Raw genomic sequence first — 19871 nt, 5'->3', positions numbered from 1 at the left:
CGCGCTTGGGTTTGTTTCAGTTCAGACTGCTTTTTTCAGCGCATCTGCCAGGTCGGTACGCTCCCAGCTGAAACCGCCATCTGCCTCGGGCTGTCGTCCAAAATGGCCGTAGGCCGCGGTACGCTGGTAGATCGGCTTGTTCAGTTCCAGGTGCTGACGGATGCCGCGAGGTGTCAGGTCCATCACCTGATCCACAGCTTTTTCAATCAGCGCGTCATCGATCTGGCCGGTTCCATGCGTATCGGCGTAAATTGACAGCGGCTTTGACACACCAATCGCATAGCTCAGCTGGATGGTGCAGCGTTCGGCCATGCCAGCAGCGACCACGTTCTTGGCCAGGTAGCGCGCCGCGTAAGCGGCCGAGCGGTCCACCTTGGTCGGGTCCTTGCCCGAAAACGCACCGCCACCATGCGGCGCAGCCCCGCCATATGTATCAACGATGATCTTGCGTCCGGTCAGACCTGCGTCACCGTCCGGTCCGCCAATCACGAATTTGCCGGTGGGGTTCACGTGCCATTCGGTATTCGCTGTCAACCAGCCCTCGGGCAGGGTCTCGCGGATGTACGGTTCAACGATAGCGCGGATATCGTCCGAGCTGAGCGCGGCATCCAGGTGCTGAGTCGACAACACGATTGAGCTGACGCCAACCGGCATGCCATCACGGTAAATCACCGACAGCTGAGATTTTGCATCTGGGCCCAGCGCCGGTTCAATCCCGTTTTTACGCACCTCGGCCAACCGCCGCAGAACCGCGTGGGAATACTGGATCGGCGCCGGCATCAATGCTGGTGTTTCCGTGGTCGCATAACCGAACATGATGCCCTGGTCGCCAGCGCCTTCGTCTTTCTCGCCGGCTGCGTCGACACCCTGCGCGATATGCGCGGATTGTTCGTGCAGCAGGTTGGTCACCTCGACGGTATGGTGATGGAACTTGTCCTGTTCATAACCGATATCTTTGATACAGGCGCGGGCGATCTCATCGATACGGCCCATATAGTCGTGCAGCTTGTCCTGATCCGACAGGCCCACCTCACCACCGATGACAACCCGATTGGTTGTGGCAAAAGTTTCACAAGCCACGCGCGCCTCGGGCTCTTCGTTCAAAAGCGCATCAAGGACGGCATCGGAAATCCGGTCGCAAACCTTATCCGGGTGCCCTTCGGATACGGACTCCGAAGTGAATGTGTAGTTCTGTCGGGACATGAAAGTGCTCCATTAAGATTTCCCCGTCACGCCAGGAAGCCGTTGTGACAAGCATGTGAGGGGATACGCCCACACAAAGACAGGGTCAATCCGTTATTGTGTTTGCCCCCGTGCAGCGTTGCGCCAGAGCAGCGTAAGCAGCACCAAAAGCGCAAAAATCACCGGTTTATCGCCCAAGCGTGAATAAACGGTCGGTGCCATGGGTGCTGGCAGTTCCGCGTCGACATACCCCGCCTGTCCCAGTGCCAGCGCGTCTGTAATACGTCCCAGCGGATCAATCATTGCCGACACGCCGGTATTAGCCGAGCGCATCATCGGCAGCCCTTGTTCAATCGCCCGCATCTGGGCCTGCGCCAGATGCTGATACGGGCCGGATCGCGTACCGAACCAGGCATCATTGGTGATCTGCAACAGAAAATCCGCCCTGCCCGGTGCGGACAGAACATCTTGTGTAAACACCGCCTCGTAGCAGATCAGTGGCAGCGCCTTGCCCAATTTGCCCGCATCCATCAGGGCAGCACCGGGACCCGCGCTGAACCCGTGACCAGTGGTTGCCGCCATACCGTAAATGCCGAACTTCGCCATCACATCGCCAAACGGCACGTACTCTCCAAACGGGGCCAGATGGTGTTTGTCATACAGACCCTGCTGCTGGCCGTCCTCATTCAGATAGATCATCGAATTGTAAATGCGCGGGCCGTCGCCACGCTGGATGCCCAGAAAGACCGGCGTTCCCTGCGCCGCTTCGGCGACGACATCCAGATAAGGCTGCGCGCTGCCCAACCACGCGGGTACCGACGTTTCAGGCCAAACAATCAAATCCGGCCTGGGCCGTGCTGCTGTGAGTTCAATCTGACGCGCAAAAAAGAGCGGCGCGAATTCGGGATCCCATTTCTGATGCTGCAGAGCATTGGGTTGGATCAGACGCACAACATTGCCGGTGACAGTGACCTCCGGGCGCGTCGCGGCGTATCCGGCGACCAGACAGACAGCCCCCAACGTCAGGCCAAGCGGCAGGGCAAACCCGCCGCGCTGTGTCAGCGCCGCGCCCAAAGGCAGGGTTGCAAGTAAGGTCAACGTGCCCAGACCATAAGGTCCGAACAACGAAAGCAACTGTGCGACCGGCGTATCGACCCAGACCTGTGCCATCCCGGCCCACGGGAACCCCGTTAGCACATAGCCGCGGGCGCATTCCGTCAATGAAATGGCGATGGCCAGAAACGTTGTCTGTTGAACAGCTATGGCACCGGGACGCCGCGCGACCCAAAATGCCAGCGCCCAGAACAAGCCCAATCCACCCGCCATAAGGACAAGCGCAAAGGGCGCCATCCACGCGTGGCGCTCTGCGTCGACAAGGAACGGCTCGATGATCCAGTTGAGGGCATTGGCGAAATATCCGGTCGCAAAAGCCCAGCCCAGCCAGGCCGCCCGCATCCGCGTTTCAGTGGACAGAAAAAGCGGTGCCAACAGCACCAGCGCTAGCAGCGTGGCCATCCAGAGGCCAAATGGCGCAAGACCAAAGGCCGCAAGCGCGCCCAGCAGGACCGCCAGTATAAGTCTCAGCCACAAGGGCCAGCCTTGTGCAGGGTTCATCCAACAAGGTCCGGCAACATCACGCGCAATCGCTTTATCCGCCGCGCATCTGCGTCGATCACCTCAAACTCAGGGCCCTCGGGATGCAACACGACCTCACCCCGCGCCGGAACGCGGCCTGATAGCATGAAGACCAGACCACCCAGAGTATCAATCTCTTCTTCGTCCACATCTTCATGACTGGTTAGTGAACGCCCGATCTCGGCCTCAAATTCGTCCAGCGGGACGCGGGCCTGAACGACATAGCAGCCGGGTTTTTCATGCACCCAAAGCTGGTCTTCATCTGCGTCATGCTCATCCGCGATTTCGCCCACGACCTGCTCAATCAGGTCTTCAATCGTCAGCAGCCCGTCGACACCGCCATATTCGTCAATCACCAACGCCATGTGGCGACGTTCGGTCTGCATCTTGGTCATCAGAATGCCAATCGGCATCGAAGGCGGCACGAACAACAACGTGCGCAGCATCGAGACCAGATCGAATTCCTTGGACGTCCCGTTGAATCCATGGGTCAACGCAAAATCCTTGAGGTGTACAAACCCAAGCGGAGTATCGAGCGTCCCTTCGTAAACTGGTATCCGGGATAGGCCGCTATCACGAAACACCTGCGCCAATTCGTCTTTAGTGATCGTTGAAGGAACCGAGATAATCTCGGCCGTTGGGATGGCGACATCTTCAACCCGCATCCGGCGCAAGTTGATCATACCGCGCGGCTGAACTGTGTCAGCCTCGTGCCCATTGGCCGTGTCAACCTCTGCGTCGCTTTGTGGTGAAAGCGCGTCCACTATCCGAGAAAAAAATCCGGCTTTCTCGTTAACATTGTCACCGCTGTTCTTCGGTTGCGCGCTCTGCGCCGCCATAGAACTGCCGTCTGTATCGCCCATAAACCTATCCAATTAATCGGCCTTAATGGCCATCTCTACACATTATATGGGTCATCAATACCCAGTTTGCCAAGTATATTGACTTCAACAGCCTCCATCAAAGTGGCGTCAAGGTCACGAATATGGTCGTAACCCAGCAAATGTAACGTTCCGTGAATAATCAGGTGTGTCACGTGATCGTCCATGAGTTTGCCTGCCTCAGCCGCTTCGCGCGTGCAAGTGTCATACGAAATAGCGATATCACCCAGTGCTATTTCTCCGGTAAAGTCCGGGGTCGGCAACTCCGGGGCCTGCCCAGCGGCTTCTGCAGCCAAATCTTCGGCCGGCCAGCTGAGCACGTTGGTGGGCGTCGGTTTTTCCCGAAACTCCCCATTCAACTCAGCGATTCGGGTGTCATCACAGGCCAGCAAGCTGATCTCGCAAAGGTCCGCCTCCAGGTCGCAGTGATCCATCACTGCCTGAACGGCGCGTGTCGCCAGCGCCTCAAGACCCTGCCAGCGCGGATCAACGATTGTCAGTTCAAGATTCATGTCACGCCGTCCAAAGCCCTGTTCGGGCTTTGACGATTACCTCGTCTCGCGGCCCGAGTCGGCCTCATACGCTTCGATGATGGCGGCGACAAGCGGGTGGCGCACGACATCTTTCGAAGTGAAATAGTTGAAGCTGATATTTGGGATCGTATTCAGCAAGCGTTCAGCATCCGCTAAGCCGGATTGAACCCCACGTGGCAGGTCAACCTGAGACCGATCACCGGTAATGACCATGCGACTGCCTTCGCCCAGCCGGGTCAGAAACATCTTCATCTGCATAGTTGTTGCGTTTTGCGCCTCATCCAGAACCACAAACGCATTGGCCAGCGTGCGCCCGCGCATAAAGGCCAGCGGGGCAATTTCGATTCGCTTTTCCTCGATCAACTTGGCCAGTTGCTTGCCCGGCAAAAAGTCGTTCAACGCATCATAGAGCGGCTGCATATAGGGGTCGACCTTGTCCTTCATGTCACCGGGCAGATAGCCCAGCTTTTCACCCGCCTCGACGGCCGGGCGACTGAGGATGATCCGGTCAACATGACCCCCGATGAACATCGACACACCTGCCGCGACCGCCAGATAGGTCTTGCCGGTCCCGGCGGGGCCGATTCCAAAGGCCAGCTCATTATTGAACAGGGACTGGACATAGGCCTTCTGTGCATCAGTGCGCGGCTCGACCAGTTTTTTGCGGGTCTTGATCTCGACTGTCCCGCCCTTGAACATCTCTAACTGGTCGCCGTCTCGGGTACCGGTTCCTTTTTCTGCACCACCCATCCGCAGCTCGCGGTCTACATCCGCAGCCTCGACATCGCGGCCGCCTTCAAGCCGCGTGTATAGCGACTGAAGCACCTCGATCGCCTGTTTCTGGGCGTCTTCGTCACCCATGACAACAAGCTGGTTGCCGCGCCGCACGATCTGGACGGACAGCTTCTGTTCGATATCGGTCAAGTTGCGGTCGTACTCGCCGCACAGATCAATCAATAACCGGTTGTCAGGAAATTCTACAAACGCCTCGCGCTGGGGCATTTCGTTTTGCGGTGGGGTCAGGGCACCGATGGCCAATACGTTCTCCTGTGTTGGCGTTTTCATCTTGAGCGTAGACAACAAATCTTGGTGGGCGCAAGCCACAGTTTCATTTTTTCCGTATCGGATGGTAAAACCGCCGAGTTTTAAGCCGCGCTTGCCGCAAATCCCTTGGCGTGCGGCTTTTGAGGGGCAGGTATCAAAAGGTGTAGTTCAAACCAAATCTCAATCCACGATAGCGCGGCGTGGATTTTGTTGAAAACCCACCGTCGAATTCAACCGTCTCCGACTCGAATTGCACATATTCATACTCGCCCGTTATGGACCAGTTTTCATTCAGCCGGTGTTCGGCCCCGATGCTTGCCGAAAACCCCGGCCGACTTCCTTCGTCCTCCAGGGACTGAACTGCAGTGCCGGACGTAATGCTGCTGGTGGTTGTGACGTCACCCTGCACATAGCCAACGGTGAGGAAATACAAAACGGTGCCGCTTTTGTTGCTAAGCCCGTTGCGAAAACGCACGGACAAGACATCGGATACCTCGGACCCGCCTGTTACATCCACACCGCCAATCTGAGTTGAAACTTCATCATCGAGCGAGCCAAAATCGTAACCAAGCTCAAACCCGTAGACATAGTCGCGACCACCCATGGCAGGCAAAACGCCACGCCATCCGCCGCGGATGCCACCGTAGCCACCGCTCAGGTCTACTTCCCCTATTTCAAAGAGAGACCCCGTGGATGTACGTAGACCAAACCTGTCTGTGCCCCCGGTCGCATAGCCCCCGGAAAGCCCAAGGTAAAAGGCGTTTACATCGCTGCTGAACCGTTTTGGGCTGACAACGGGCGCATCGGTGACGCCCTGATCCAGATTACCAGCGACTGTCGCGCTGGACAGGATGGAATAGACCAGCAGGGTCGAAAGGGCGGTATGTCTGCCCGGTCCAAAGTAACGTTTCAGGAATTTCACTCGCACCCTCCATCGTCCTAACCTGAAAACAGGTCGGCGCAGATCTTGTTTCTAACGGGCACAAAACACACGCCCCGAAAATCTGACCTTTCTCGGAACATAGTTCCAAGGCATAAATCAAGGGTTAATTTTGGAAACAAACGCCACCGACAGTATTCAGGACACACCCTAAAACAGGATCAAACCAGCGCTCCGGCCAGCGAGTTCGCACCGGACGACGTGATCCGAACGTCCTTCAGATCGCCGATTCCAACATCCGCGTCAGACACGTGTACCGAATGCAGATACTCAGACTTTCCAACCATTTGCCCCGGAAGGCGACCGGGTTTTTCAAACAGGACGCGGACTGTGCGCCCAACCATTGCATCCTGAATTTCGCGCTGATGCCGCGTGATCAGAGCTTGCAGGCGCTGTAGGCGGTCATCCGCCGCCTGAGGATCAACCTGAGACCGTTCCGCCGCAGGTGTTCCGGGCCGCGTGGAATACTTGAACGAATAGGCATAGCCGTATTTGACCTGCTCAACCAGATCCAGTGTGGCCTGAAAATCCTCTTCAGTTTCTTCGGGAAACCCGACGATAAAGTCGCCCGACATCACGATATCCGGACGTGCAGCCCGGATGCGTTCGAGCAGTCGCAGGTAACTTTCCGCCGTATGGCTGCGGTTCATACGCTTTAGGATTCTGTCCGATCCTGATTGCACCGGAAGATGCAGGTAAGGCATCAGTTTTTCACAAGTCCCATGCGCCTCGATCAGATCGTCGGCCATGTCATTGGGGTGCGAGGTGGTAAAACGAATGCGCTCCAGACCATCGACCTTGTTCAGCTCCCAGATCAGACCAGCCAGCGTCATGTCGCCGTTCGAACCTGCGCCGTGATACGCGTTCACGTTCTGACCAAGCAGAGTGATCTCGCGCACGCCACGCTCGACCAAATCCTGTGCCTCGCGCAGGATACGGTCAGCAGGGCGGCTGACCTCGGCACCTCGGGTATAAGGCACGACACAGAAGGCACAGAACTTGTCGCAACCCTCTTGTACGGTCAGAAACGCCGTCGGGCCTCGTTTGGCCTTTGGTCGGTTCTTCAGCATTTCGAACTTGTCCTCTTCGGGGAAGTCCGTATCCAGCGCTTTTGCACCTTCGCGCGTCTTCGCCTCCATCTCGGGCAGGCGGTGATAGCTTTGCGGCCCAACTACCAGATCGACCAGAGGCTGGCGACGCATGATCTCTTCGCCCTCGGCCTGCGCGACGCAGCCGGCAACACCGATCTTGAGATCGGGTTTTTCGGCCTTCAACCCTTTGAACCGACCCAGCTCGGAATAGACTTTTTCGGCCGCTTTTTCCCGGATATGGCAGGTGTTCAGCAAAATCATATCCGCGTCATCGGGGGTTTGGGTTTCAACATAGCCCTGCCCGCCCAGCGTTTCGGCCATACGCTCGCTGTCATAGACATTCATCTGACAACCATAAGTTTTGATGTACAGCTTTTTGGGGTCTGACATGGTCATAGCCTTTGCGTTCGCGGGATCGGCGTCGTCTATACCTTACGAACGCCGCTTGCAATGCCCGCGCGATTACCCGATTTTGGCCGGAGATTCCAGCAAAGTGGAACCGGACAGGCGATGCAATACGACTCAATTGACGATTTTCTGACTTCGGGCAAAAGCGCTCTGGCCAAGGGCCCTGTCGCGCTGATCTTTGCCGAGGACGATGTTGAGATCGCCAGCACCATCCAACACCACCTGAACCTGGGTTTCAAATCCCTGATCGCCTTCATGCCGCAGGATTTTGCGCTGAACCCCGAGCTGTCGGACCGCATCCACCGCGTCGCTCTGGCCTGCGCCCCTAGAACGGTGGTGTTTGACACGGTCAACAGGCTGATCCAGGCCGCGCCCGGGCTTTGGATGTATTACTGCTATAACGCCGAATACCTGTTTTTTCCGTTTTGCGAGACCCGTACGGTCGGCGAATTGCTGGCCTTTCACACAGAAGAGCGCCGGGATGCGATGCTCAGCCATGTGGTCGATCTGTATGCGGGTGATCTGACCGACTTTCCAAACGGTGTCGCCCCGGACCACGCGATGCTGGACAGCACAGGCTACTACGCCCACACGCGCCACGACGTAGACGACCAACCAGTCGACCGTCAGTTGGATATGTCAGGTGGTTTGCGCTGGCGGTTCGAGGACCACATTCCGTACGAGCGACGGCGCATCGACCGGATCGCCCTTTTCAAGTCCCGCAAAGACCTGAAATTGCAGCCCGATCACACGTTCGATGAACCCGAGTACAATACTTATTCCTGCCCCTGGCACCACAACATGACAGCAGCAATTTGCTCATTCCGAGCGGCCAAAGCCTTGAAAAGCAACGCCGGATCGACATTCGACATCCCAACGTTTCGCTGGCGAAACTCGGTTCCGTTTCAATGGTCGTCAAGCCAATTGCTGGATCTGGGGCTGATCGAACCCGGTCAGTGGTTCTGATCCGACCGGGCCTTTGATCTAACGCTGCAACAGAACCGGAAACCAGTCTTCGCGCAGCCGCTGGCCGGGGATCATGTCGTGGCCGGGAAATGGCGGAGAGGTTCGACCCGGACGTTCGACATATCGCGCATCATCGCCAACCAGACGCAGCGAAAAAGCACGGCGACGGCGGTCTGACTGGTTCCCACGGGCTCCGTGCAGCGTGCGATAGTTGAAGGCAACCGCATCGCCGGGTTCCATTTCGAACTCCACCACTTTCATACCCTCGGCATCTGGATCAGGGACGGGTATGTACTGGCCCTCGTCCGGGAAAAACCCATCTTCCGAGGCCCAGCGCGTTGGTAACACTTCTTTTTCCCACAGGTGGGACCCGGCAACGCAGCGCAATGTCGCCTGTTTCACAGGGTCCAGTGGTGACCAGAAACTGACCGTTTGGCGACCTTCAACAAAGTAATAAGGCCCGTCCTGGTGCCACGGCGTTGCCATCGACGTCCCCGGTTCCTTGACCAAGACGTGGTCGTGAAACATCTGCACGGTTTGTGACTGCATGAGGTCGGCCGCAACCTCCGCCGCCGGAGAGTTTTTTATCACATCCCGAAACTGACCGATCCGGTGCCAATTGCAGTAATCGTCAAAGAACAGGCCCGTCTCACCCTGCTTTTTGTTCTCGGATGCGTACGGACCCGGCTCTGCCATATTCGCCGCAATACCGTCGCGCAGCGTGTCCACGTGATTTGCAAACAACCCTTTGATCAAAACAACACCGTCCTTCTGGTAGGTGTCGATCAAGTCCTGGGTAATCAAAGGATGCGTCATCTCTGTCTCCGTGCCCGTGGTCAGATGATCTGCGCATGAGACAGCCCTCTGTTCAAATCATATCTTTCAAAGATAGACTTAACTTCATGTTATATATCTCCTTGCGCCAATACGAATATGTCTGCGCCATCGGGCAACACGGCAGCCTGTCCGCCACCGCACAACACCTGAATGTTTCGCAACCCGCTCTGTCCAACGCTTTGACCCGGGTTGAGGATCAATTGGGCTATCCCTTGTTTGCCCGAAAACGTGGTGCGGCCATGGCGCTGACGCCGCAGGGGCGCAGCTTTATCGAAGACGCCGAGGCCCTGTTGACATGCGCGGCCCGTCTGGAAAACGCCTCTGACACGGGGTCAGTCAAAGCCCGGTTGCGCGTGGGTTGCTTTGTCGATCTGGCACCGTTTTTGCTGGCGCGTGCTCTGCGACGGTTGCGCGTCGAACTGCCTGATGTCGCAGTGTCTTACCGGGTGGACAGTTTTCAAGGGTTGATCTCGGGTCTCGTCGATGGGCAGATCGATCTGGCGCTGACCTACGGGCTGAGCATGGATGCAGCTTTTACCCGGCATACATTGTTTTCCAGCACACCAAACGCCCTGATGTCGCCGGATCACGCTTTGGCCTCGCGCAGCAATGTGTCAGTGCGGGATCTGGCCGCCTACCCTCTAATCCTGTCACAAGAGGGACTTTCTGCGCAGCATGTGCTGGGGCTTTTTCGACAGATTGGTCAAAACCCAACCATCGCACACCGGGCGGCGTCATTGGAAATTCAGCGTAGTCTTGCCGCGCATCAAGAGGGCATTGCGATCAGCTATGCTAACCCTCCGACAGAAGTCAGTTACGACGGCATGCCGTTGCGCAGCCTACCGGTGTCGGATTCGTTTGCCGCCGAACCGGTAGTACTGGCGAGACATGGAACAGGGCCAGCGGATCCACAAACAGCGGCCGCAGAACGCGTTATGATCGACTTAATGACGTAAGGTTACTTTTTTCGGAGGCGGATGACCACGTCGACCGACGCAATCTCAACCCCTTCCGGGGCTTCGGGCAGGCGTTGAATCACCAGTTCCTCAGACGGCGCATCACTCAGACGGCTTTCATCTTCCCAGAAGAAATGCGGATGATCATGCGTGTTGGTATCGAAATAGCTTTTCGACCCGTCCACAGTGATTTCCTGCAAAACACCCGCATCGCAGAAAGCGCGCAGAGTGTTGTAGACAGTGGCCAGCGAGACAGCGTCGCCGTTCTTTTTGGCTGCTTCAAACAGGCTTTCTGCGGTGACGTGGCGATGCAATCCGTCCCCAACCAACAACTCGGCCAGGGCCACACGCTGACGCGTCGGGCGCAGTCTGGCTTGAACCAACCAATTTGTGGCTATGCTCTGGCTTGCAAGTGTCATGTATCCGATACCGATTTGTTGCTGAGCTATATATAAGTAGTCTGGTAAGGTAATTTCAAATGAAATTCATTCGCAAGGAATGATCTGATCACAACAGGATGTGAGCCGCCGCTCTTGCAGGACCTTGCAAACGGGTGGTAGACGAGGCCAAATAACACAAACAGACCCATGGCAGGAGAGGCGGCAGAATGGCCCAATTCCCGAGCAGCTTTGACAAGGACGATCTGCTGAAATGCGCCCGTGGCGAGTTATTCGGCCCCGGCAACGCGCAGCTACCTGCCCCGCCGATGCTGATGATGGACCGGATCACCGATGTTTCTGCAGATGGCGGCGCCCACGGTAAAGGCCACATCCTGGCCGAATTCGATATTAATCCGGACCTGTGGTTCTTTGAGTGTCACTTTCCCGGAAATCCGATCATGCCCGGCTGTCTTGGCCTTGATGGCCTGTGGCAGCTGACCGGCTTCAACCTGGGCTGGCGCGGCTGGCAGGGGCGCGGCATGGCTGTCGGCGTCGGAGAGGTAAAACTGACCGGCATGGTCCGCCCGGATCGCAAGATGCTGACCTATAAAATCGATTTCAAAAAGGCGATCCAGACCCGCCGGCTGACTATGGGTGTGGCGGATGGTATCGTCGAAGCAGACGGTGAAATGATCTATGATGTCAAAGACATGAAAGTCGTCCTGTCTGAAGCCTGAGCCTGACCGGCCCGAAATAAGGAGCACGCACATGCGTCGAGTAGTTGTCACCGGTTTGGGGGTCGTGTCCTCCATCGGGAACAATGCCGAAGAGGTTCTGGCCTCACTTAAGGCTGGCAAGTCCGGCATTGAGGCCAACGAGCAGATGGTCGAACACGGCTTTCGCAGCCAGATCGCCGGATCGCTTAAGATTGATGTATCCGAGCATGTCGAAAAGCGCACTTTGCGGTTCATGGGACCGGGTGCGGCCTATGCCCATATCGCGATGAACCAGGCAATCTCTGATGCCGGTCTGACCGAGGATCTGGTTGAAAACCCACGCACTGGTCTGGTGGCCGGATCGGGCGGCCCGTCAACCAGCGCCATGCTGACCGCACACCAAACAGTGCTGAAAACCGGCGCCACCAAGCGGATCGGACCTTTTGCGGTGCCGAAATGCATGTGCTCGACGATTTCGGCAAACCTTGCGACTGCATTCAAGATCAAAGGGATCAACTATTCGATCACTTCGGCCTGCTCGACCTCGCTGCATTGCATCGGTAACGCGGCTGAACAGATCATGATGGGCAAGCAGGACATCATGTTTGCAGGTGGTGGTGAGGAACTTGACTGGACCCTGTCCTGCCTGTTTGACGCGATGGGCGCGATGTCCTCGAAATACAACGATACGCCCGAGAAAGCCTCGCGCGCGTTTGACCAGGACCGCGACGGGTTTGTGATCTCGGGCGGCGGTGGCATCGTGGTGTTGGAAGATCTGGAGCACGCCCTGGCCCGTGGTGCCAAGATCTATGCCGAAGTCACGGGATACGCGGCCACCTCGGACGGTCACGATATGGTGGCCCCTTCCGGTGAAGGCGGTGAGCGCGCCATGCGTCTGGCCCTGTCCACCATGCCCGAAGGACGCAAAGTTGATTACATCAACGCCCACGGCACCTCGACGCCAGTAGGCGATGTAGGTGAGGTCGAAGCGGTGCGCCGCATTTTCGGTGCAGGGAACGTACCGCCGATCTCGTCGACCAAGTCGATGACAGGGCATGCGCAGGGTGCGGCTGGCGCGCTTGAGGCTATCTTCTGCCTGCTGATGCTGGACCATGATTTCATTACGCCGTCGATTAATGTCGACACACTTGCCGAAGGCATCGAGCCCGGTGAAATTGCAACGCAAGTTGTTGAAAACGCAGGATTGGACAGTGTCATGACCAACAGCTTCGGCTTTGGCGGCACAAACGGGTCCATGATTCTGTCCAAGTATAACGGGTGAATTAGGATGTCGGATCAAATGAAAGGCAAACGCGGCCTGATCATGGGCGTGGCCAATGACCGCTCGATCGCGTGGGGTATTGCCAAGGCCATGCACGAGGCCGGTGCCGAACTGGCCTTCACCTATCAGGGTGAGGCATTTGGCAAACGCCTAGAGCCGCTGGCCCAAAGCCTGGGCAGCGATTTCATGGTCGATGCAGACGTCACCGACGACGCCTCGCTGGACCGGGCATTTGACGAACTGGGCGCCCGCTGGCCAACAATCGACTTTGTGGTTCACGCCATCGCCTATTCGGACAAGTCTGAACTGACGGGCCGATTTCTGGACACCACACGAGCGAACTTCAAAAACTCGATGGATATTTCGGCCTATTCACTGATCGAAGTATCCCGCCGCGCCTATCCGATGATGAAAGAGAACGGCGGCACCATTCTGACCCTCACCTATCAGGGCTCTAACCGGGTTGTGCCGAATTACAACGTCATGGGCGTGGCCAAGGCGGCGCTGGAATCAGCGACCCGTTACCTGGCCAACGATCTGGGACCAGAAGGCATCCGCGTGAACGCAATCTCGCCCGGTCCGATGAAGACCTTGGCGGGTGCCGCAATCGGCGGCGCGCGCAAGACCTTCAAATTCTGTGATCAAAACGCGCCGATGCGCTCCAACGCAACACTGGAAGCCGTAGGCGGCACGGCCGTTTATCTGGCCTCAGACGCAGGTGCCTGCACCTCGGGCGAGATCATTCGCGTCGACGGTGGTTTCCACGTTCTGGGCATGCCGCAACCCGAAGCCATGTGACCCGATCTTTCCCTGCCTGCGTCAAGATTTCACCATCTTTCGCAGGCAGGAATACCGGCATGAGCAAAGCTGACCAAATAATCGCAAGCAACATACGGGCGTCCCGACGAAAATCCGGCTTTCTGGGTTATCGCGGGCGGGTTGCATTGTTGACACTGACCACCTTGCTGTTCCTGTTTGTGTTCTTCACACAGCCGGACGCACAGGAATCCCTGAAGACATGGACCAGCCTGTTTTCGGGCTGACCTGTCCACCCGCATCGCGGTCAGTTGACTGAGACAACCTCGATCTCGAAAATCAAATCCTGCCCCGCCAGTGGATGGTTGGCATCCAATGTTACAGTCGCTTCGTCTGTCTCGACCACTGTTACCGGCAGGGTCTGTCCATCGGGTGTCTGCATCTGCAACTGGACGCCGGGCTCCAGCGGGATGTCGTCCGGGATGCCTTCGCGGGGGATCTGCTGCCGCATTGCGGGATTGATCGGGCCGTAGGCGTCCACACAGGCAATCTCAACGCGCTTTTTCTCACCCGTGGCAAGACCGGGCATGGCCGTGTCCAATCCCGGAATAATCTGGCCCGAGCCAACCACAAACTCCAGCGGATCGCGCCCCTCAGAGCTGTCGAACACGTTCCCGTCCAGCAGGGTGCCGGTGTAATGGATGCGAACCGTGTCGCCTTGTTTGATTGCGGTCATGTGTGGCCTCCGGCCGTTAAGGAATGAGCCGGCAAGCGTAGGGCGAAACACGGTATTGTAAACCCTCTACCCCTTTTGCACCCTGGGTCTTTGTGCCAACCTGCGCGCAATCCAGGGAGGGGTATTGATGCCGATAACAACTTGCGTTTTTGACGCCTACGGAACGCTGTTCGATGTATCCGCCGCGGCGCGTCAGGCCGCCGACGAACCCGGCTTTGAGGCGCTAAGACAAAATTGGCCGGATCTGGCCAATCACTGGCGGTTGAAGCAGTTGCAATACACTTGGTTGCGGGCGGTGGCCGATGCGCATGGCGATTTCTGGAACGTGACGCAAGACGGGCTGGACTGGGCGCTTGAGGCCACCGGTCTGGATGGCGATCCCTCGCTGCGTCAGCGCTTGCTTGACCTGTACTGGGAATTGCAGGCTTACCCGGAAGTGCCGGAAATGTTGAGCGCACTGAAAGTCGGTGGCCTGCAAACGGCGATTTTGTCGAACGGATCGCCGGCAATGCTGGATGGTGCGGTGCAATCCGCTGGTTTGGGCGATGTGTTGGACGATGTGCTGTCAGTCGAAAGCGTCGGTGTCTTCAAACCACATGCGCGGGTTTACGATCTGGTGCAGCAAAGGTTTGGTTGCGCCCGCGACGAGGTATTGTTCGTCAGCTCAAATGGCTGGGACGCTGCCGGGGCCAGTGGATATGGATTTACCACTGCCTGGGTAAACCGGGCGGGCGAGCCAATGGACCGCTTGCCATGGAAACCTGCACATGTACTGTCCGACCTGATGCCCATTCCTCAACTGGCTGGACTTTGATGGCTTTCTTTACGACTTCCGATGACAGAGACCTCTATTTCAAGGACACAGGGTCGGGGACGCCCCTGCTGTGCCTTGCTGGCCTGACCAGAAACACCAAGGATTTTTCCTTCCTTGCCCCATATGTCACGGACCTGCGGTTGATTGCGATGGATTACCGAGGGCGTGGGCAGTCGGATTATGATCCAGACTTCATGAACTACAACGTCCCGCGTGAATCCCAAGACGTGATTGAGTTGCTTGACCATTTGGGTCTTGACCGCGTGGCCGTCCTTGGAACCTCTCGTGGGGGCCTGATCGCGATGGCACTGGCGATCAGCCACCCCGAGCGGTTGCGGGCCGTGGTTCTGAATGATGTGGGGCCGGTAATCGAACCTACGGGGATCGCGAAGATCATGGGCTACATCGGCAAACAACCGGTGTCCAAAACTTATGACCATGCCGCGCAAGCGCTGCAGCATGTTATGGAACCACAGTTCCCTGGTATCTCGCTTGACCGGTGGCGTCAGGTGGCAGAATTCCAGTACGAGCAAACCGCGGACGGTTTGGCGTTGCGCTATGACCCGGCTTTGCGCACGGCCTTGATGGATCAGGCTGCGGCTGGTGAAACTCCGGACTTGTGGGCGTTTTTTGAGGCGCTGCGGGATATTCCAACCGGCGTAATCCGCGGCGCGAACTCGGACATTCTTGGTACCGAAACGTTGATCGAAATGCACAAACGTCACCCGGGTCTTATCTCTGTTGAGGTGCCTGATCGCGGGCATGTTCCGTTCTTGGACGAACCGCAGTCGCTGAACCTCATTCGCAAAGTACTGGACGCCGCATGAGCACGCTGGACATGATCGAAGCCGCTGCTGTCCGGTTAAATGGGCATGTGCGGGAAACGCCACTTCTGACCTCACCCTTTCTGGACGAGCTCGCCGGGCGGCGCGTATTGGTGAAACCCGAATGCCTGCAACATACCGGCAGCTTCAAGTTCCGCGGGGCGTGGTCGGCAATCTCGGCACTGGGTGACGCAGACCGGCAGCGCGGGGTGATCGCCTATTCCTCTGGCAACCATGCGCAAGGCGTAGCCTTTGCCGCCACGCAGCACGGGATTTCATCTGTCATTGTCATGCCGTCGGACGCGCCGCAATTAAAGATCAACAACACCAGGGCATTGGGCGGAGAAGTGGTTTTGTACGACCGCGCCAATGAAAGCCGGGAAGAGATTGGCGAGACTTTGGCCGCCCAGCGCGGCCTGACCTTGATCCGTCCTTATGACGAACCACAGGTCATCGCAGGACAGGGCACAACAGGGCTGGAGATTGCGCGGCAAGCAGCTGACATGGGCGTGGATCAGGCGGATGTTTTGGTCTGTTGCGGCGGCGGCGGGCTGACATCGGGTATTGCCCTGGCCTTGGAAAGTCATGCGCCCGGTCTACGCGCCCGCCCGTGCGAGCCCGAAGGGTTTGACGACGTCAAGCGGTCGCTTGCTACCGGCCAAATTCAAAACAACAACGCAGCTTCTGGCAATATCTGCGACGCGATCCTGACGCCGCAGCCCGGAGACATCACTTTTCCCATCCTGCGCCGCCTGTGCGGCCCGGGCCTGTCCGTGACCGAGGACGAAGCGATGCGCGCCATGGCGCAGGCCTTTTTACGGTTGAAAATCGTGCTGGAACCGGGCGGTGCAGTCTCGCTGGCCTCTGCCTTGTTCCGGAGGGACGAAATCGAAGGCGATTCGGTGATTGTTGTGGCGTCGGGGGGCAACGCGGACCCCGAGGTCTTTGGGAAGGCGCAGGAATTCCTGACCTGACACCGATCAAGTAAAGTGTCAGTCTGGGACTTTAGCGTGTGACGGCAGGGGGCTTTGGTCATGCAAATTGCGGATATCGGGGACGTGCAGCTCCACTATCGGGTTGATGGTGATCCAAATGGCGCGCCGATTGTCTTTGCCAATTCACTGGGAACCGATCTGCGCCTTTGGGACGCGGTTCTGCCCCATCTGCCCGCCGGATTGCGGATCATCCGCTATGACAAGCGGGGTCATGGCCTGTCCTCGGAGCCCCCCGCGCCTTACTCAATGGGAGCCCTGGTGCGCGATACCGAGGCATTGCTGGATCATCTGCAAGTACGGGATTGTGTATTTGTCGGCCTCTCGATTGGTGGCCTGATCGCGCAAGGGCTGGCAGTCAAACGCATGGATCAGGTGCGCGCGCTGGTTTTGTCGAACACCGCCGCCAAAATCGGCACGCCCAAGATCTGGCAGGACCGGATGGCCGCCGTGCACAAAGATGGGATCGAAGCGCTGGCCGACGCGGCGATGGAGCGTTGGTTTTCCCGCGACTTTCGCGCATCTGCCGAACACGTGGCATGGCGCAACATGATGGTCCGGCAGCCGGTGGATGGCTATGTCGGCTGTTGCGCTGCCATCTCGGGCACGGATTTCTACACGCCGGCCAGCGGCCTGCGATTGCCGACAATGGGCATCGCCGGCAGTGAAGATGGATCAACCCCGCCCGATCTGGTACGAGAGACCATTGATTTGATCCCCGGCGCACGATTTGAGCTGATGCGAAGGGCTGGCCATTTGCCTTGCGTTGAACAACCGTCCGAATACGCCGCCTTGCTGCAAAGCTTTCTAAGCGACATCGGACATATTTAAAGGAGCAGAGACTTGGCAGATTTCCTGTTGGTCCATGGGTCCTGTCACGGTGCATGGTGCTGGCGCGACCTTATCCCCGCGCTTGAGGCGTTGGGACATGCGGCGCAAACCGTCGATATGCCCAGCCACGGGTCTGATCCAACGCCGATTGCGCAGGTCACTCTGGACAGTTGCCGCGATGCCGTCCTGGCCGGATCAACGCCTGACACGATCATTGTGGGCCATTCCTGGGGTGGCTATCCCATCAGTGCGGCAGCCGAAGCAAACCCGGATGCCATGCGCGCGCTTGTCTACCTGTGCGCTTATGTGCCCCGCGACGGCCTGTCCATGGTCGAGATGCGTAAACGCGCGCCACGTCAGATGTTTGCCGACGCTGTTGAGAAATCCACAGATGGCTTGTCCTACACGGTCAGGCCGGACCGGGTGCAGGAATTGTTCTATCACGACTGCCCGCCGGAAACGGTGCCGTATTCATTGGCGCGCCTATGCCCGCAACCTATCGCCCCGCAGGACACGCCACTGGCGCTGAGCAAACGCTTTGCGGGCGTTCCAAAAGCCTATATCCGCGCAACCGATGACCGGACGATTCCCCCGGAATATGAAGAAGAAATGAGCCGCGTTGCCCAAGAAGGTCTGCGTCGCGTGATCAACAGCTCGCATTCCCCGTTTTTTTCCCACCCCGGTGAACTGGCCGCCATTCTGGATGATCTGGCGCAGGAGTTACCCTGAGTAAGGTCCCAACGCAGGCCCTTCACACATCATTTCTCCGTGGTAGTGTCCCGGTAATCCAGTTGAACGGGTCCCATGCGTCTGCCTTTTCTCTTTGTTCTCGGCACGGTTATGATCGACGCAATGGGCATCGGTCTGGTGCTGCCCATCATGCCGGAACTGATTGTCGAGGTCCAGGACGGCTCGCTGGCTGATGCGGCGATCTGGGGCGGGGTGCTGAGCACCGCTTTTGCCGCCATGCAGTTTGTCTTCGGGCCAATTCTGGGAAATCTGTCGGACGCCTACGGTCGGCGCGCCGTGTTGTTGGTTTCGCTGTTCGTTATGTCGCTGGACTATGTGGTGATGGCGCTTGCCGGCACCATCTGGCTGTTGCTGATCGGGCGTATCGTCGGTGGCGTCACTGCGGCAACCCATGCCACCGCAGCGGCGTTCATGGCGGATGTGTCAAAGCCGCATGAAAAAGCCGCCAATTTTGGTCTGCTGGGTGCAGCCTTTGGCGTGGGCTTCGTGCTGGGGCCGGTGATTGGCGGACTGCTCGCCGAATATGGCACGCGCGCGCCTTTCTGGGCGGCGGCGGGGCTATCGGCGTTGACCTTTCTTGCAGGCCTTCTGGTGATGCCCGAAACAGTGACCGACAGGACCCGCAGATCTTTCAGCCTGCGGCGGGCCAACCCCGTGAACTCTCTGCGCGCCATTGCCGCCTTGCCCGGCATACGCCCACTGCTGTGGGTCTATTTCCTGTATTCAGTTTCGATCTATGTCTACCCCGCGATCTGGGCCTATTTCACGACCGAGCGGTTCGGCTGGTCGCCGCAGATGATCGGCCTGTCATTGGGCATCTACGGCATTGGGATGGCAGCGGTTCAGGGCGGGCTGATCCGCCCGGCCACCCGATATCTGGGGGAACGCATCACGATCATCTTCGGCATGGCTTTCGGGATCATCAGTTTTTTGCTGCTTACACTTCTTACCAATGGTTTCATCGCCCTGATGCTGATCCCCATCACTGCGCTTGGGGCTGTAGTCACCCCGGCCCTGCAGGCCCTGACCTCGCGCGCGACCCCGGATTCGCAACAAGGTGAGCTTCAGGGCGTCCTCACATCACTTCATGCACTGTCGATGGTTCTGTCTCCGCTGGCCATGACCAGTGTGTTTGCATATTTTGTACGGCCCGGCACGGCCTACTACCTTCCCGGCGCGCCATTTTTGCTGGCTATGCTTTTGATGTTCGTTGGATTCGCGTTGTTTTTGCGTTCACGCCCTCAGGTAGCATAACAACGACCCTTTCATGACGCTTTCCACCTTGCAGAGCGGATCACCGCGCGCCACCGTGATCAA

General features: G+C 57.8%; 22 protein-coding genes and 1 riboswitch. Of the genes, 12 read left to right on the top strand and 10 right to left on the bottom strand.

The window, feature by feature from the left end:
* Positions 1–21: 21 nt before the first annotated feature.
* From metK to miaB, 7 genes are all read right to left on the bottom strand, one after another.
* The gene (gene metK, locus SJY13_RS19740) at positions 22–1203 is read right to left on the bottom strand and encodes a methionine adenosyltransferase (protein WP_377193377.1); all 1182 of its coding nucleotides are present in this window, start codon (positions 1201–1203) and stop codon (positions 22–24) included.
* 5 nt (positions 1204–1208) lie between these two features.
* Positions 1209–1257: riboswitch (SAM-SAH riboswitch) on the bottom strand.
* Between the two features lie 39 nt (positions 1258–1296).
* Positions 1297–2796: an apolipoprotein N-acyltransferase gene (gene lnt / locus SJY13_RS19735; protein WP_377193375.1), complete on the bottom strand. Its 1500-nt coding sequence runs from the start codon at positions 2794–2796 to the stop codon at positions 1297–1299.
* Complete coding sequence (locus tag SJY13_RS19730; protein WP_377193373.1) at positions 2793–3680, bottom strand: hemolysin family protein; 888 nt, start codon at positions 3678–3680, stop codon at positions 2793–2795. Before SJY13_RS19730 ends, lnt begins: the two co-directional genes overlap by 4 nt.
* A 35-nt stretch (positions 3681–3715) precedes the next feature.
* A complete protein-coding gene (ybeY, locus tag SJY13_RS19725) occupies positions 3716–4210 on the bottom strand; it encodes an rRNA maturation RNase YbeY (protein ID WP_377193371.1) in 495 nt (164 codons plus the stop codon).
* 36 nt (positions 4211–4246) lie between these two features.
* Positions 4247–5269, bottom strand: a complete 1023-nt coding sequence (locus SJY13_RS19720; protein WP_085824281.1) for a PhoH family protein — start codon at positions 5267–5269, stop codon at positions 4247–4249.
* 160 nt (positions 5270–5429) lie between these two features.
* Complete coding sequence (locus SJY13_RS19715; RefSeq protein WP_377193369.1) at positions 5430–6197, bottom strand: outer membrane protein; 768 nt, start codon at positions 6195–6197, stop codon at positions 5430–5432.
* Positions 6198–6376: 179 nt separating this feature from the next.
* Positions 6377–7696, bottom strand: coding sequence for a tRNA (N6-isopentenyl adenosine(37)-C2)-methylthiotransferase MiaB (gene miaB / locus SJY13_RS19710; RefSeq protein WP_377193722.1), 1320 nt, complete (start codon positions 7694–7696; stop codon positions 6377–6379).
* Positions 7697–7816: 120 nt separating this feature from the next.
* Between miaB and SJY13_RS19705 the strand changes: the two genes are divergently transcribed.
* A complete protein-coding gene (locus tag SJY13_RS19705; RefSeq protein ID WP_085824282.1) occupies positions 7817–8680 on the top strand; it encodes a glycosyltransferase family protein in 864 nt (287 codons plus the stop codon).
* Between the two features lie 18 nt (positions 8681–8698).
* Here SJY13_RS19705 and SJY13_RS19700 read toward each other — a convergent pair whose 3' ends face one another.
* Positions 8699–9496 (bottom strand): phytanoyl-CoA dioxygenase family protein, encoded by a 798-nt coding sequence (locus tag SJY13_RS19700; protein ID WP_377193367.1) that lies wholly within the window; start codon positions 9494–9496, stop codon positions 8699–8701.
* Positions 9497–9582: 86 nt separating this feature from the next.
* Between SJY13_RS19700 and SJY13_RS19695 the strand changes: the two genes are divergently transcribed.
* Positions 9583–10473 (top strand): LysR family transcriptional regulator, encoded by an 891-nt coding sequence (locus tag SJY13_RS19695; protein WP_377193365.1) that lies wholly within the window; start codon positions 9583–9585, stop codon positions 10471–10473.
* Positions 10474–10475: 2 nt separating this feature from the next.
* Here SJY13_RS19695 and irrA read toward each other — a convergent pair whose 3' ends face one another.
* Positions 10476–10892, bottom strand: coding sequence for an iron response transcriptional regulator IrrA (irrA, locus tag SJY13_RS19690; protein WP_085824285.1), 417 nt, complete (start codon positions 10890–10892; stop codon positions 10476–10478).
* Positions 10893–11080: 188 nt separating this feature from the next.
* On the opposite strand from irrA, the gene fabA reads away from it, so the two are divergent.
* Genes fabA through SJY13_RS19670 form a run of 4 tightly spaced genes read left to right on the top strand, consistent with a single transcriptional unit; the run spans position 11081 to position 13894 of the window.
* Positions 11081–11590 carry a bifunctional 3-hydroxydecanoyl-ACP dehydratase/trans-2-decenoyl-ACP isomerase gene (gene fabA, locus SJY13_RS19685; RefSeq protein ID WP_085824286.1) on the top strand — a complete coding sequence of 170 codons (510 nt, stop codon included), beginning with the start codon at positions 11081–11083 and terminating at the stop codon, positions 11588–11590.
* A 31-nt stretch (positions 11591–11621) separates the two neighbouring features.
* Positions 11622–12851, top strand: a complete 1230-nt coding sequence (fabB, locus tag SJY13_RS19680; protein WP_085824287.1) for a beta-ketoacyl-ACP synthase I — start codon at positions 11622–11624, stop codon at positions 12849–12851.
* 6 nt (positions 12852–12857) lie between these two features.
* On the top strand, positions 12858–13649 hold the full coding sequence (locus SJY13_RS19675; protein ID WP_377193363.1) for an enoyl-ACP reductase FabI: 792 nt from the start codon (positions 12858–12860) through the stop codon (positions 13647–13649).
* Positions 13650–13708: 59 nt separating this feature from the next.
* Positions 13709–13894: a hypothetical protein gene (locus SJY13_RS19670; RefSeq protein WP_085824289.1), complete on the top strand. Its 186-nt coding sequence runs from the start codon at positions 13709–13711 to the stop codon at positions 13892–13894.
* Positions 13895–13914: 20 nt separating this feature from the next.
* Here SJY13_RS19670 and SJY13_RS19665 read toward each other — a convergent pair whose 3' ends face one another.
* Positions 13915–14343, bottom strand: a complete 429-nt coding sequence (locus SJY13_RS19665) for an FKBP-type peptidyl-prolyl cis-trans isomerase (protein WP_377193361.1) — start codon at positions 14341–14343, stop codon at positions 13915–13917.
* 127 nt (positions 14344–14470) lie between these two features.
* Between SJY13_RS19665 and SJY13_RS19660 the strand changes: the two genes are divergently transcribed.
* From SJY13_RS19660 to SJY13_RS19635, 6 genes are all read left to right on the top strand, one after another.
* Positions 14471–15157: a haloacid dehalogenase type II gene (locus SJY13_RS19660; RefSeq protein WP_377193359.1), complete on the top strand. Its 687-nt coding sequence runs from the start codon at positions 14471–14473 to the stop codon at positions 15155–15157.
* Positions 15157–15984, top strand: coding sequence for an alpha/beta fold hydrolase (locus SJY13_RS19655; protein ID WP_377193357.1), 828 nt, complete (start codon positions 15157–15159; stop codon positions 15982–15984). Before SJY13_RS19660 ends, SJY13_RS19655 begins: the two co-directional genes overlap by 1 nt.
* On the top strand, positions 15981–16955 hold the full coding sequence (locus tag SJY13_RS19650; protein ID WP_377193355.1) for a threonine ammonia-lyase: 975 nt from the start codon (positions 15981–15983) through the stop codon (positions 16953–16955). The genes SJY13_RS19655 and SJY13_RS19650 overlap by 4 nt, the downstream gene beginning before the upstream one ends.
* A gap of 60 nt (positions 16956–17015) precedes the next feature.
* A complete protein-coding gene (gene pcaD / locus SJY13_RS19645) occupies positions 17016–17804 on the top strand; it encodes a 3-oxoadipate enol-lactonase (protein WP_377193353.1) in 789 nt (262 codons plus the stop codon).
* 12 nt (positions 17805–17816) lie between these two features.
* On the top strand, positions 17817–18533 hold the full coding sequence (locus SJY13_RS19640) for an alpha/beta fold hydrolase (protein ID WP_377193351.1): 717 nt from the start codon (positions 17817–17819) through the stop codon (positions 18531–18533).
* A gap of 75 nt (positions 18534–18608) precedes the next feature.
* Positions 18609–19808: a TCR/Tet family MFS transporter gene (locus tag SJY13_RS19635; RefSeq protein WP_377193349.1), complete on the top strand. Its 1200-nt coding sequence runs from the start codon at positions 18609–18611 to the stop codon at positions 19806–19808.
* Positions 19809–19871: the final 63 nt, after the last annotated feature.

The sequence above is a fragment of the Ruegeria meonggei genome (assembly GCF_042768335.1).
Taxonomy (GTDB): domain Bacteria; phylum Pseudomonadota; class Alphaproteobacteria; order Rhodobacterales; family Rhodobacteraceae; genus Ruegeria; species Ruegeria meonggei.
This window is presented reverse-complemented; position numbering and strand designations above follow the sequence as displayed.

Excerpts from the sequence above, each read along its gene's own strand:
- metK (WP_377193377.1), bottom strand. The coding sequence starts at position 1,203 with ATGTCCCGACAGAACTACACATTCACTTCGGAGTCCGTATCCGAAGGG.
- lnt (WP_377193375.1), bottom strand. The coding sequence starts at position 2,796 with ATGAACCCTGCACAAGGCTGGCCCTTGTGGCTGAGACTTATACTGGCG.
- SJY13_RS19730 (WP_377193373.1), bottom strand. The coding sequence starts at position 3,680 with ATGGGCGATACAGACGGCAGTTCTATGGCGGCGCAGAGCGCGCAACCG.
- ybeY (WP_377193371.1), bottom strand. The coding sequence starts at position 4,210 with ATGAATCTTGAACTGACAATCGTTGATCCGCGCTGGCAGGGTCTTGAG.
- miaB (WP_377193722.1), bottom strand. The coding sequence starts at position 7,696 with ATGTCAGACCCCAAAAAGCTGTACATCAAAACTTATGGTTGTCAGATG.
- SJY13_RS19705 (WP_085824282.1), top strand. The coding sequence starts at position 7,817 with ATGCAATACGACTCAATTGACGATTTTCTGACTTCGGGCAAAAGCGCT.
- SJY13_RS19700 (WP_377193367.1), bottom strand. The coding sequence starts at position 9,496 with ATGACGCATCCTTTGATTACCCAGGACTTGATCGACACCTACCAGAAG.
- SJY13_RS19695 (WP_377193365.1), top strand. The coding sequence starts at position 9,583 with ATGTTATATATCTCCTTGCGCCAATACGAATATGTCTGCGCCATCGGG.
- irrA (WP_085824285.1), bottom strand. The coding sequence starts at position 10,892 with ATGACACTTGCAAGCCAGAGCATAGCCACAAATTGGTTGGTTCAAGCC.
- fabA (WP_085824286.1), top strand. The coding sequence starts at position 11,081 with ATGGCCCAATTCCCGAGCAGCTTTGACAAGGACGATCTGCTGAAATGC.
- fabB (WP_085824287.1), top strand. The coding sequence starts at position 11,622 with ATGCGTCGAGTAGTTGTCACCGGTTTGGGGGTCGTGTCCTCCATCGGG.
- SJY13_RS19675 (WP_377193363.1), top strand. The coding sequence starts at position 12,858 with ATGTCGGATCAAATGAAAGGCAAACGCGGCCTGATCATGGGCGTGGCC.
- SJY13_RS19670 (WP_085824289.1), top strand. The coding sequence starts at position 13,709 with ATGAGCAAAGCTGACCAAATAATCGCAAGCAACATACGGGCGTCCCGA.
- SJY13_RS19665 (WP_377193361.1), bottom strand. The coding sequence starts at position 14,343 with ATGACCGCAATCAAACAAGGCGACACGGTTCGCATCCATTACACCGGC.
- SJY13_RS19660 (WP_377193359.1), top strand. The coding sequence starts at position 14,471 with ATGCCGATAACAACTTGCGTTTTTGACGCCTACGGAACGCTGTTCGAT.
- SJY13_RS19655 (WP_377193357.1), top strand. The coding sequence starts at position 15,157 with ATGGCTTTCTTTACGACTTCCGATGACAGAGACCTCTATTTCAAGGAC.
- SJY13_RS19650 (WP_377193355.1), top strand. The coding sequence starts at position 15,981 with ATGAGCACGCTGGACATGATCGAAGCCGCTGCTGTCCGGTTAAATGGG.
- pcaD (WP_377193353.1), top strand. The coding sequence starts at position 17,016 with ATGCAAATTGCGGATATCGGGGACGTGCAGCTCCACTATCGGGTTGAT.
- SJY13_RS19635 (WP_377193349.1), top strand. The coding sequence starts at position 18,609 with ATGCGTCTGCCTTTTCTCTTTGTTCTCGGCACGGTTATGATCGACGCA.